At 46.0% G+C, this 13,480-nt stretch carries 9 protein-coding genes and 1 riboswitch; of the genes, 7 read left to right on the top strand and 2 right to left on the bottom strand.

Going from position 1 to position 13,480, the window contains the following annotated elements; genetic code table 11:
• The first annotated feature begins 515 nt into the window (after positions 1-515).
• Complete coding sequence (locus AC15IQ_RS10680) at positions 516-1,589, top strand: UDP-N-acetylmuramoyl-tripeptide--D-alanyl-D-alanine ligase (protein ID WP_483179069.1); 1,074 nt, start codon at positions 516-518, stop codon at positions 1,587-1,589.
• An 8-nt stretch (positions 1,590-1,597) separates the two neighbouring features.
• Here the strand turns inward: AC15IQ_RS10680 and AC15IQ_RS10675 are convergent, their stop codons facing one another.
• Entirely contained in the window at positions 1,598-2,689 is a 1,092-nt protein-coding gene (locus AC15IQ_RS10675; RefSeq protein ID WP_483179068.1) for a purple acid phosphatase family protein, read from the bottom strand.
• A 698-nt stretch (positions 2,690-3,387) separates the two neighbouring features.
• Between AC15IQ_RS10675 and AC15IQ_RS10670 the strand changes: the two genes are divergently transcribed.
• The 6 genes from AC15IQ_RS10670 to AC15IQ_RS10645 all read left to right on the top strand — a co-directional run bounded on the left by AC15IQ_RS10670 (position 3,388) and on the right by AC15IQ_RS10645 (position 13,339).
• Positions 3,388-4,956: a S8 family peptidase gene (locus AC15IQ_RS10670; protein ID WP_483179067.1), complete on the top strand. Its 1,569-nt coding sequence runs from the start codon at positions 3,388-3,390 to the stop codon at positions 4,954-4,956.
• Positions 4,957-5,050: 94 nt separating this feature from the next.
• Positions 5,051-5,169, top strand: a riboswitch (molybdenum cofactor riboswitch).
• A gap of 275 nt (positions 5,170-5,444) precedes the next feature.
• Positions 5,445-6,278, top strand: coding sequence for a Rossmann-like domain-containing protein (locus AC15IQ_RS10665; RefSeq protein ID WP_483179380.1), 834 nt, complete (start codon positions 5,445-5,447; stop codon positions 6,276-6,278).
• Between the two features lie 31 nt (positions 6,279-6,309).
• Positions 6,310-7,125: a class I SAM-dependent methyltransferase gene (locus tag AC15IQ_RS10660; RefSeq protein WP_483179379.1), complete on the top strand. Its 816-nt coding sequence runs from the start codon at positions 6,310-6,312 to the stop codon at positions 7,123-7,125.
• A 209-nt stretch (positions 7,126-7,334) separates the two neighbouring features.
• On the top strand, positions 7,335-8,792 hold the full coding sequence (locus AC15IQ_RS10655) for a type I restriction-modification system subunit M (RefSeq protein WP_483179065.1): 1,458 nt from the start codon (positions 7,335-7,337) through the stop codon (positions 8,790-8,792).
• Positions 8,785-9,981, top strand: coding sequence for a restriction endonuclease subunit S (locus AC15IQ_RS10650; protein ID WP_483179063.1), 1,197 nt, complete (start codon positions 8,785-8,787; stop codon positions 9,979-9,981). Before AC15IQ_RS10655 ends, AC15IQ_RS10650 begins: the two co-directional genes overlap by 8 nt.
• Positions 9,982-9,997: 16 nt before the next feature.
• On the top strand, positions 9,998-13,339 hold the full coding sequence (locus AC15IQ_RS10645) for a DEAD/DEAH box helicase family protein (protein WP_483179062.1): 3,342 nt from the start codon (positions 9,998-10,000) through the stop codon (positions 13,337-13,339).
• Between the two features lie 47 nt (positions 13,340-13,386).
• On the opposite strand, the gene AC15IQ_RS10640 is transcribed toward AC15IQ_RS10645, so the two are convergent.
• Positions 13,387-13,470, bottom strand: coding sequence for a DUF4411 family protein (locus AC15IQ_RS10640; protein ID WP_483179378.1), 84 nt, complete (start codon positions 13,468-13,470; stop codon positions 13,387-13,389).
• Between the last annotated feature and the right edge of the window lie 10 nt (positions 13,471-13,480).

Genomic DNA, 13,480 nt, shown 5'->3' with positions numbered 1-13,480 from the left:
GGCGCATAGATCTGGCAACCTCAGTACGGTTGGTTGTGGTTTTCTTCATAATCCTCTTAACTCCTTATCACGCGTTACTTTCATTTTACCTTTCTAATTACATTTAGAGCCTTGTAAATGAAAAACATAACAACTCGACTCTTTTAATAATATCATCCCGCTGACTATTTAGTTAACAGTTATTGAACAAATTATGTAGCAGACATGTGTCATGGTTACGGCAGAATGCGGTTTGATCTAACCCGATCAAGATACCCAAACAGTTAGAGCTTCAACAATTCTTCAGGATCATACTGGGGTCTGCCAGGGCGGAAGCGACCGCGAAGTATTAACCTGGTGAACCGTTTGTTAACCTTCGGAATACTATGCAAAAAGAATAAAGGTTCTCTGAAGCGCGAAGGTTTCTTAAAACCACTGAAAGGCAGTTGAATCTCATCGGGATAATACAAAGGCGTTCCGCCATCATATCATCGGCCTGCAGCAGTAGAAGAAAATACAAGGTAATTAGGATTCAGGTGATCGGAAGTTCAGGCAAGTCAACTGCGAAAGAAATGATCGGGGCGGTGCTCAGGCAAAGATACAAAACCCTGGTGGGCAGCAAAAATCATAATACCATCCCGGGTATAGCTCGAAATCTATGCCTCTTAAATAGTACTCATGAGGTGGCGGTCTTGGAATCGGGTATGAAATCTCCCGGCATAATTCGCACTGCAGCAAAGATGATCCGACCCCATATCGGCGTAGTGACCAGCATTCACGAGGCTCATCGGATCAGGCTGGGGTCTCTTAGGAACATTATCAAGGCCAAGGCGGAGATGCTTCAATATCTGGATAAAGACGGGACCTTAATCATCAACGGATATGACAGATACTGCCGGCAGTACCCTTACCACCGATTTAAGGGTAAGGTGATTCGCTTTGGTTTTACGGATGATTGCGATATCTGGGCCAGTGACATAAAAAGAGAAGGACTTGTAACCCATTTTATGGTTCACTGTGGTGAAATCCAGTTTCCATGCACTATCAATATTATCGGCAGGTTTAATGTAGGCAATGCCCTGGCGGCAGCTGCGGTTGGCCTGCAACTGGGATTGAGTCCGGAGGAAATTTCACGAGGCCTGGCCAATTTTACGCCGATTCCTGGAAGGTTGAAGGTCTACCCCCTCAGTGACGGGGCTGCACTTATCTGTGATAATTATAACGCCAACCCCGAATCCACCCGCTTGCTTGTTGAAGAATTAATCGAGCTGGCCGAGGAATACCCGGTTGTCCTCGTTCTCGGCGATATGGAGCGCCCCTCTCGGAACATAGAAAGGTATGCGCGCAAGGTGCACCGTCAGATCGGGGAAAAACTGGCCCGAGGCAATTTTGTCCACGTTTTGGCGGTGGGCTTTTGGGCCAAGGAATATCTGAAAGGCGCAGTAGAGGCTGGTTTTCCTCCTGAGAGAATTACCTATTACCGGACCGTTCGGGCTGCTGAGAAGCATTTCCAGCGATTGCTGATGCCGGGGACTATTGCCGTATTGAAGGCATCAATCTATACCAAACTGCGCATACTGCGCATCAATACCATCGGGGATATTCTATAACGCCGTAATCAGCCTTTCACTTTTTCATAACGATCTATAATTTTGTCTGCCTGGCTTTTTGCTTCTATTGCCAAAGTATTTCCCGCCACCATAACCCGCAAATAATGATAGTCTTTTATTCTCACCTTGCTCCATTGCTTTTCCCAACGGGTCAACTTTTTATAAGGGATAAACGGCTTCAGGATTGCTCCGCCACCGCCGCTGGTAATATAGGTTATTCCCTTTTCTTGATCTACCCGGTTTTGCCGTATGGGAAGGGTGCGTTCATAACCGTGGTTATGGCCGCAGAACACCACGTCAACCCCGTGTTGTTCAAATATGGGGCAAAGTATCGACCGCACCTTTAGATTGCTATGATGACAGGCATTGGTAGAATAAGGCGGTTTATGAAGATAGACAAATTTCCATTTGCTTTTATTCGAACGCAGAGTCTTTACAATAAATCTATACTGAGGGCTGCCTGCGGTATATCTATCCTGCGTATTTACAGCCAGGAATAGTGCATTGGAGTAATTGAACGTGTACCAGGTGCGGTTCTGGGGATAGTGAAAATAATATTTAAACAAGACCCCGGTTCCGTCGTGATTGCCGGGAACCGCCATAAGGGGGAGGGAGGCCCAGGAATTTTCTATATAGTCGAAAAAATCCCGCTTCCAGGCCCTGGGAAGGTTGCCATTGGCCACCAGATCCCCGGGGAATAGGATAAAATCCGGTTTTTCCACCATGATCGCACTGTACAGCTGCTGTTTTGTCCGTTTATTTCCCAATTGTGCATAGTCCCCATAAACCACAAAGTTAAAAGGCTGGGGAACATCAGGGGCGGTTTTGAAAGAATGGTTTTCACCCTCAGAACCAATTTTATAATAGTACAAGGTTGAGGGTTTTAAGCCGCGAAGCGTAATGACCTTTTCTGTACCCGGTCCAGTATTGACCATCGAAACCGGTTCTGAGCCGCATCCATAGTAGATCGAATCAGGTTCAGCCTTATTGCTTGCATAACTTATGGTGATGGTGGTGGTTGGATCCTCGGACCATGACAAATAAGGACCGCGGGGAAATGATTTTTTTACCTCTGGATGTCTGGCTTTTTTACCGGGCACAAAATCCTCCATTTACGGCGATGGTTTCAGCGGCCACCATACCCCGAGTTTTCGCATAGATGCCTGATTAAATTGAATTTCAACTCCGCTGTATATGGTTGGGATTAAATAAGACCCAACCCATACTATCTGAATATGATGTTCCGAACCAATCTGTGAATGCTCACGCAAGCAGAAGCAGGGGAACGTTCTTGTTGCTTCCTTCCAAAAAGGAAGCAACAAGAACGTCCCCCTGCTCCTTGAAAACCTATTATAATGATGGCATCAAGCCCACTTCCTGGCCTCTCAAAACCTATTGTAGGCCAAATAACTCTCAGAGGTAATATGAAAGATTGTATGTTAGTTGAAAATGTCCATAACCTCCAGGCCATAATCAGCCGTCATGGACTTAAACTTAAGGTCCATAATGATCCGCCTCACTCATCCAATTTTTATAATAATATCATTTCAGACCAGGGAAAGGTTTTTGTATGGAATGTCTGAACCCACCACCTGAGTTTGATCATTGCGTATATAGTTTAGCGCACGTGTTCATTGAAAAAAGTTGGCAAAATAATTCTGCAGCAATTAAACATTAAAACCAGACAATGGTCCTGAATAGTTTTATAAATATTGTAATTTACCACACGAACTAATATAGTTGAGATAATCTAATCGCACCAATGTACACTCAAAGTTCAAACTAGGGAGGAATTATATTGAAGAGGCTGGTCAGTTTAGTTGTAATTGCTGCAATGTTTTGGATGGCTTGCGGAGGGATTCCGGTCAGCGCTGCTAGCACCGATAGCAGAGGAATGGATTCTCCTGGAGAAGCTGTAACCGATTTTGTTGCCGATGAAATCATCGTAAAATTCAAAAACGATAAAAAGCCCTTCCAAACCTTGAAGGTCCCTAAAGGCAAGGTGCTGGGCAAGGTACTGGAATACTCTCAAAGGTCAGACGTGGCTTATGCCGAACCCAACTATTACGCTAAAGCCTTGTTTACCCCCGATGACGAGTTGTATGACCTGCAATGGAACTTTGGCGATCAGGCCAAGGGAGGCATCAGAATGCAAGAGGCCTGGGAGCTGTCTGACGGCAGTGGTGTGACGGTAGCTGTTATTGACACCGGTATCGCTTATGAAAACTACCAGCAATACGTGAAAGCTCCGGATTTGGCCAGTACCCGCTTTTCCGAATGGGGCTACGATTTTGTCAATCAGGATACCCACCCCAATGACGACAATGGTCATGGAACCCATGTAGCCGGTACTATCGCCCAGAGTACCAATAATGGCATAGGAGTGGCTGGAATCGCTTTTGGAGCTACCCTGATGCCTATCAAAGTGCTGGACAGCGATGGTTCAGGCACTTATGCTGATATTGCCAACGGCATTCGCTGGGCTGCCGATAAGGGCGCCCAGGTCATCAATCTCAGTCTGGGGGGATCTCAGCCTTCCTCGGTGCTAAAAGACGCCCTGGCCTATGCATATGGCAAAGGAGTGACTATAGTCGCGGCTGCCGGTAACGATGGGTCCAACAAGCTCAGCTATCCCGCTGCCTATGATGACTATGTCATCGCGGTGGGGGCCACCTATTCGGACAAGACCGCGGCCGATTACTCCAACTATGGAAAAGGATTGGACCTGATGGCTCCAGGCGGATACGTATTTTTCGATGAGAATGGTGACATTGTTGGCGATGGAATACTGCAGCAAACCTTTAATCCGCTAACCAGAGATGTCAGTGATTTCGGTTATTGGCCTTATCTTGGAACCTCTCAGTCCTCTGCCCATGTAGCCGGAGTCGCTGCTCTGTTGATTTCCAGGGGCAATGCCACCACCCCCTCCCAGGTGCGCCGAGCATTGCAGGAGACCGCCCTGGATCTGGGTAAGTACGGCTGGGATAAGACTTATGGTTGGGGTCTGGTGGATGCTTATTCGGCATTGAATTGGCCATTGGCTGCGACCAAAACCGTGAATATCAGCATTGACCTGACACCGCAATTTAAAACGGCTGGCAAGAACGTTTTCACCCGTGTCGAGGCCAAAGTCAGGGTTGGCGAACCTGGGGTTCCGATTGCCGATGCCACTGTCTTAGGACGCTGGAGCAGCCCCGCTGCTGATGCCGACAAAGGTATTACCGGCCCGGACGGAGTCGCTGTGCTGACTTCTGACCAGACCAAATCTCCTCCAGAATCATACACTTTCACCGTCGAAAGTGTTACTATAAACGGCATAGTTTATCAACCCATTGGTGAGACCAGCGATTCTATCAGCATAATGTAGTCTCAGGGACGGGGTTGTTGACAAAAAATTGTCAACAACCCCGTCCCCGATGTTTAGGCAGGATTTTTGACGTATTTCGCGAAGTCGTTCATAACATAATACACATCTTCGAGTTTGAGAGCCTACGGCATTGGCTATGGTGACCAGACCGTTAGGGTTTCAGGGGAAACACTGAGGCCTCCCGCTGCGGAAAGAAGATTGACCATGCAATTCGTTAGGTGACGGTCTGCTCTTTTGCATACCGCCTTTTTTTATACACATGGATTGACTTCTTTGCAGTACTGCACACACAACCGGTACCTGGCGGTAGAGTAGATATGATTGAAATGCCAGCTCTTACTGAGTGCCCATTGGTCTCCGCTGGGGTAAAGATATGCCGGTCTGCCTCGAATGAGGCGAGAACACACCAGGCCGTTGCAGGACGAGAAAGTGCTGATCAAGTATCTTAATGTTGACTATGATAAGACTATTTTAAGGAGGGATCGACGATTAATAATGAAATACTATCCGAAACCATTAATCATGTCAGTGAAATCCTCGGAGACGGTATGGATAAGCTAACCGTGGAACGGGCGGTAATAGGTTTGTTTTTTTCGGGTGTAAAACTGAGCGATGGTCATGGGGGACTCTGTTTCACCCCCATAAAAGAAATCCCTGAGGCTGTCTGCTGCCCCACTTCGGCCAGAGCTATGCCCTTGCCCGGGAAATTAGCGGGTCGAAGTGTAAAGGCCTATCTAGCGGATATCTTCAAGGATAGCATAATGAAAAAGACCCTGGGAATAGCCACCTTGAACGCATTGAGCGCCTCGTGCTGGGACCGCATGCCGGACAAAGCATATCAGCTCGAATTAGGACTGGACGCGTTTGAAATGGTTGATATCGATCCGTCCCAAAAAACCGTGGTGGTTGGTGCTCTGGTTCCGGTGATTAGAAGATTGATGGCGGCCAATGCAGATTTTCATATTTTGGAGTTGGACAAGGCCACCTTGAAACCGGATGAGATGCCCCATTTTGCTGAAGCCAGTCGAGCGGCGGAGTTTGTCCCCGATGCTGATTTATTAGTTATTACCGGCACCACTCTCATCAATGATACCCTGCCGGGATTATTGGCCTTGGCCAAGCCGGAAGCCCGAATCGTGGTTACCGGTCCGACCGTCAGCATGCTTCCGGACGCCTTTTTTCAGCGCGGTGTAACCTCACTGGGCGGGATTCTGGTAACCAGGCCGGACGAATTATTAGATATTATAAGCGAGGGTGGCTCGGGATACCACTTTTTTGGGAAATCAGCGGAAATGATGGTAATCAACCGCGATAAGGCCTAAGGACAAATCAGGAGGCAGGTGATGGGTGCAGATGAATAATATTGAGATGCATACCAAAGAGTTCTGGAATGTCAAATCAGAACGGTGGGCTCAGGATTTAAACAACAATGAATCAAGGCAGGAAAATGAAGCTCGCTACCAACACACCGATGACTTCCTGCTTCAACAAGGCCTGTATAACAGCGGCTCGGACATCCTGGACATCGGATGCGGACTGGGCATGTTCACAGTGCGGTTTGCACAGAAAGCCCGGTCGGTAACGGGGCTGGATATATCCGATAGAATGATTGCATATGCCCGGCAGAATATCGAACAAAACCATTTGAATAATGTGAGTTTTATAAATATCCCCTGGCAAGACATAGATTTAAAGGATTATCGCATGGAAAAAGCCTTTGATCTCGTTTTTGCTTCGCTCTGTCCCGGGATCAGCGCTGCGGAGTCCTTATCGAAAATGTCCCTGGCCAGCCGCGGCTGGTGTTTTATCTGCTGCTTTGCACGTAAATTCAGCAGTCTAAAAAACGATATATATCAACGCATATTAGGTGTCCCTTATGATGCCGACTGGGGCAAAGCTTCTGTGAGCCAGTCTTTCGATCATCTGATAAAGTCGGGTTACTATCCCTATGTGACCTATTATGATTCTGAGGCACAGCTGAAATGGCCTCTGAACAATAATACCGCCGCCCATTTTGCCGGACATCTCGGACCGATCAGTGAGGAAAAGGAGAATATTGAGAAGTATACCAGTACAGTATTCGACTACTTGCGGGAAATCGCTGTTGATGGCATCGTCCCCGACGATACCCAGTCAAGGATAGCTTTTCTTTATTGGCAGGCCGGTTGAGGAGTTGGGTGTAGATACGAACGTATTCCCCGATGTTTGATTTTAAGAAGCAAGGGTATAGAGCAGCCGCTTATTAAGGCGGCTGTTGTTTTTTATGGTTATCCGTATTAATGTTCAGCCGCATTAAAACCCCATAATTCTCCAGCTATGAAATTAAAATGGTATAATTTCTGATAACTGGCTTATTATCGTCACTCTAGGAGGCAGTAATGGTTACAGGAGATTTCAAGAACAAAGTCGATCGCATTTGGGAGGTTTTCTGGACCGGAGGGGTGACCAACCCGCTATCGGTTATTGAGCAAATCACTTATCTGTTGTTTATTAAAGGCCTGGATGAAGCCGATCAGAAGAGGGAAAAGGAATCGCTGGTTTTGGGATTAAAACATGATAGTATATTTCCTCAAGATAAGCCGCATTTGCGTTGGAGTGTGTTCAAGGATTTGGCTGCGGAGAAAATGTACAAAGTAGTTGCCGATGAGGTGTTTCCTTTTATTAAAGGACTTCACGGGGATAAGGAATCAGCCTATGCCAAATACATGTCCGATGCCATTTTCATAATCCCCACTCCACAAATGCTAGAAAAGGTGGTTACCGGTTTATCGGCATTGCCTATGGATGACCGGGATAGTAAAGGGGATTTGTATGAATACCTGTTATCCAAGCTGTCCCAGTCCGGTACCAACGGGCAGTTTCGGACACCTCGACACATTATCAAAATGATTGTCGAGCTAATGAAACCGACCCCGGAAGATATTATCGCCGATCCGGCAGCAGGAACGGCTGGCTTTCTGGTTTGCGCGGGGGAGTATCTGCGCGATAGGCACCTAGATTTATTCATGGATAAAGAGCTGCGCGATCATTTCAACAATAACATGTTCCACGGTTTTGACATGGATAGGACCATGCTTAGAATCGGGGCCATGAATATGATGCTACATGGGGTCGACAACCCCAACATAGCTTACCGTGATTCCTTATCGGAGCAGAATACTGACACCAGTAAATATACCCTGGTGATGACCAATCCGCCCTTTAAAGGTTCACTGGACTATGAAGCGGTTTCAGCTGATCTTCTGCGGGTTACCAGAACCAAAAAGACCGAATTGTTGTTTCTATCCCTGTTCCTGCGAATACTTAAAACCGGCGGCCGATGTGCTTCTATTGTCCCAGATGGGGTATTATTCGGCAGTTCCAAAGCCCACCGGGCAATCCGCAAGGAAATCATCGAAAACCACAAACTGGAGGCTGTCATCTCTATGCCCAGCGGGGTTTTTAAGCCTTATGCCGGGGTTTCGACGGCCATAATTATCTTCACCAAAACCGGCGCAGGTGGGACTGATAAGGTATGGTTTTACGATATGAAAGCCGATGGCTTTTCGCTGGATGACAAACGCAACCCCATAGAAGACAATGATATTCCCGACATAATCAACAGGTTTAACAATCTGGATGCGGAACAAGACCGCCAGCGAACTGAACAATCCTTCTTCGTCCCCAAAAACGAAATCGTGGCCAATGAATATGACCTGTCGATTAATAAGTATAAAGTGATTGAACAGGAAGAGATTGAGTATGCTCCGCCTAAAGAGATAATAGACTTACTAATAGTGCTCGAGGAAGAAATTAAGGTTGGATTATTGGAACTGGGTGAGATGATTAATGAGTAACATACTCAATTCAAAGTATAAATTGGCTTATGTTGGAACTCTAATCCAGCAGATTCGTGGTGTATCCTATTCTGCAGAAGAGACTAGTGAAACATTTAGAGATGGCATGGTGCCTATTCTTCGAGCCAATAATATTGGAGATAAGATAAATTTCGACAAACTCATATTTGTAAAAAAGGCTAGGGTAAAGGATAATCAATATCTAAAAAAGGGCGACATTCTAATAGCAACATCAAGTGGCAGCAAAAACATGGTCGGTAAAGCTGTGCAGATAAGCGGAGATATGAAATATTCTTTCGGTGCATTCTGCAAGGTGTTAAGACCTAATTCCAATATTGATGCAAATTATTTGGGGTTTTTCTTTTTATCGTCTTATTATAGACAGACAATTTCTTATTTGTCTGAAGGGGTAAGTATTAACAATATACGAAGCGAACATATAGATAAGCTTCAGATGCCACTCCCCCCACTCGAAACCCAACGAAAAATAGCTGCGGTTCTGGATAAAGCCCAGGAGTTGATAGATAAACGCAAGCAACAGATTGCTTTGCTGGATGAGCTTATCAAGAGCGTGTTTATTGATATGTTTGGCGACCCTGAAAAAAATAATTTAAAACTATCCACGATCAAATTAGGTGATATAGGTTATTGGCAAAGTGGGGGCACGCCATCCAGAAAAAACGAAGATTATTTCAAAGGTGATATTCCTTGGTTAACCTCTGGTGAGTTGGGTAGTATGTACATAAATGATAGCCTTGAAAGAATAACTGAAGACGCTATACAGAATACATCTGCTAAGATAGTTGATGTGGGCAGTCTGCTTCTGGGTATGTACGATACAGCTGCACTCAAATCATCAATTAATACTGTGGTTTGCAGCTGCAACCAAGCAATTGCATTTTCGCATTTGGATAAAGAGTTGGTTAATACCATATATGTATACCACGCTATTCAAATTGGAAGAGACTATTTCAAAAGACTCCAGAGAGGAGTAAGACAGAAAAACCTCAACCTGTCAATGATTAGGTCGATAGAGATATTATATCCGCCCAAAGACTTTCAAGATAAGTTCGCGGAAATAGCTGATACAATAGAACTTCAGAAATATAAAATGCAACAAAGCCTCACCGAAATGGAACACTTCTTCAACAGCTTGATGCAACACGCATTTAAGGGGGAACTGTTCTAAATCGCAGGAGATGAGTATGGCTTCCAATTTTTCTTTTTTGCAAAAGGATGTAAAGTTTAAGAGCTTTGCTAACGCCTGCATGGAGGCTGAACTGAGCATTGCGGTCAGTCCGGCCACTACGGCTATATTATCGCGCCGTGCACTGGAACTGGCGGTCAGATGGGTTTACAGTTTTGACAGCTATTTGAAGGTTCCGTATCAGGACAACCTCTCCAGCCTGATCCATGACCGCACCTTCAGGGATGTTATAACTGCGGAATTGTTCCCCTTAATAAAATACATTGTCAAGCTGGGCAATGTCGCCGCCCACACCAGCAGCCGTATAAAGCGCGAAGAAGCCGTATTGTCTTTGCACAACCTGCATCGGTTCGTGTCCTGGATTGATTACTGTTACTCCCCAGAATATACCGCCGGGCAATTCGACGAATCCATATTGCCTGCCGCAGCAGAGCAGCAGATAAAGGCTAAGGATCTGGAAGCCCTCTATGAGCAACTGGGGGCCAAGGACAGGAAACTCAGCGAACTGGTAGAGCAGAATAAGTTGCTCCGCGAAGAACTGCGCCAGGTCAGGGAACGCCATCAAAGACAGCGCTCCTTTAATGTGGACCAGATCGGCGAATACGAAACCCGCAAGAGGTATATTGACCTGGATCTAAAAGAGGCCGGCTGGGTATTTGATCAGGATTGTATTGAAGAATATGAAGTACAGGGCATGCCCTTTGGCAGCGGAACCGGCTATGTGGACTATGTGCTGTTTGCCGATAACGGCAAACCCCTGGCGGTGGTGGAAGCCAAAAGAACCAGCAAAGACCCTTATGAAGGCCAGCAGCAGGCCAAGCTATATGCCGATTGTCTGCAGGAAAAGTTCCAGCAAAGGCCGATAATCTTCTATACCAATGGCTTTGAGACCCATTTGTGGGATGATTGTGCCTATCCTCCACGACGGGTAGCCGGGTTTTATACCAAAGATGAATTGCAGCTAATAGTCAACCGCAGGTCCAGCCGCATCGGGTTGGACAATATACAGATAAACAACCTCATTACTGACCGCTATTATCAAAAAGAAGCCATAAAGGCAGTTTGTGAAGCATTCTCTGCTGGTGACCGCAAAGCTCTCCTGGTCATGGCTACCGGCAGCGGCAAGACCAGGACAGTTATATCGTTAATTGATGTTTTAACCCGCCACGAATGGGTTAAGAATTGTCTGTTCTTGGCCGACAGGACCGCTCTGGTCAGGCAGGCTAAAAATAGCTTCAACAATTTGCTGCCCAATCAATCCTTGTGCAGCCTGTTGGAAAGCAAGGACGATCCTGACAGCCGCATCGTTTTTTCCACTTATCCCACCATGATGAATGCCATCGATGAGATAAAGGCCAAAGATGGCAACAAGCTGTTTACTGTGGGGCATTTCGATCTGATCGTGATCGATGAAGCTCACCGCAGCATTTATAAGAAGTATCAGGCCATATTCGACTACTTTGACGCTATGACCATCGGCCTCACCGCTACCCCCAAAGATGACATCGATAAAAACACCTACCACATATTTGAACTGGAAAACAATGTGCCCACCTATGCCTTTGAATTGCAGGAAGCGGTTGAAAACGGCTTTTTGGTACCATTCAATACTGTAGAAACTGAGCTTAAGTTCCTGGAAGAGGGCATCAAGTATGATGAGCTTTCCGAGGAAGAGAAAGAGGCCTATGAGGAGACTTTCCTGGAAGAAGACAACATGCCCGAATACATATCCAGCGATAAGCTAAATACCTGGCTTTTTAACGATGACACCATTGACAAGGTCTTGGATATCTTGATGGAAAAAGGCATCAAAGTGGAAGGCGGAGATAAGCTGGGCAAGACTATAATCTTCGCCAAAAACCACAAACACGCCATCAGAATAGTGGAGCGGTTCAATGTACTTTATCCCCAGTATAAAGGGGAATTCGCACGGGTAATCGACAATCAGATCAATTATGCCCTGGATTTGATCGACAAGTTCGCGAATAAGGATAAAATGCCGCAGATAGCGGTTTCAGTGGATATGCTGGACACCGGCATAGACATCCCGGAAATAGTAAACCTAGTTTTCTTTAAGAAGGTACGCTCCAAGGCCAAGTTCTGGCAGATGATCGGGCGCGGCACCCGGCTGTGCAAGGACCTGTTCGGTACTGGTATGGATAAAGAGAACTTCCTGATATTTGATTTCTGTGGCAACTTTGAGTTTTTCAATGAGAACCCGCGGGGCAAGGAAATCAAGCTCACCCCCAGCTTGAGCGAGAAGCTGTTCAACATTAAAGTGGATATAATCAAAGCCCTGCAAGACATTGATTATCAGACACCCGATTATATAGGCTACCGCAAGCAACTGATAGCCGAGGTGATACAGGATATAAAAACCCTCAACCAGGAAAATTTCAGGGTCAAGCTGCACCTTAAGTTTATTGAAAAATGTAGCCGGGAGGAAGCCTGGGTCAACCTGGAGAGCCTGGATATAGCCAATATCAAGGAGCATATCACCCCGCTGGTCATACCTAAGGCCGATGACGAACTGGCCAAAAGGTTTGATTACTTGATGTATACTATTGAACTGGCGGAATTGACTGGTGCCCAGGCCAATCAAGCCAAAGATAATGTGGTCAAGACAGCCCAGGCGTTAAACAAACTGGGCACCATTCCACAGGTTTTAGCCCAGAAGGAGATAGTCTTAAAGGTACAGACGGATTTGTTCTGGCAAGAGGCTGATGTATTTGACTATGAACTGGTCAGGGAAGCCTTGCGGGACCTGGTTAAGTTCATTGAGAAGGCCAACACCAAAATCTACTACACTAATTTCACCGATGAGATATTGAATATTAGTGAGAAACCAGGTGAATACTCCACCTCCACCCTGCAGAATTATAAAAAGAAAGTAAATACCTATCTAAGGGAAAACCAGGACCATATCGCTATTTACAAACTGAAAAACAACAAACCGCTCACCAGGCAGGACTTTCAGGAGTTGGAGCAACTGATGTGGAAAGACATGGGCAGCAGAGAAGACTACGCCAGGGAGTTTGGGGACACCCCGCTGACTATTCTGGTCAGACAGGTGGTAGGTTTAGACCCCAAAGCCGCTAATGAAGCCTTCTCTGAATTTTTGAACGACACCAACCTGGACAGCAAACAGATCAGGTTTGTTAAGACAATAGTTGATTATGTGGTTAAGAACGGGCACATGCTGGATAAAAGCGTCCTGCAGGATGAGCCTTTCGAATCCATCGGCAGCATCACTGAATTATTCGCTATGGAAAAGGCCTTGAAAATAGTGGGCGTGATCGAAGAGATAAATAGGAATGCGATGGAAGTCGTGGGGGCGTAAAATGTTTCTACAGCGTGAAGCACTTTGGCCTATTGGCTACGGTACCGTTATCGCAGTTTAATGTTCAATCTACGCAACATTTCAAAGGTGTTAATGTAAGTAATCCCCAGAGCAACACATACGTTGGGGATTGGAATTTTT

Origin of the sequence: Syntrophomonas sp. DTU019, from assembly GCA_913757435.1 — a bacterium.
GTDB lineage: Bacteria > Bacillota > Syntrophomonadia > Syntrophomonadales > Syntrophomonadaceae > DTU019.
The sequence above is the reverse complement of the archived record's forward strand: the minus strand, read 5'-3'. Positions and strand labels throughout refer to the sequence as shown.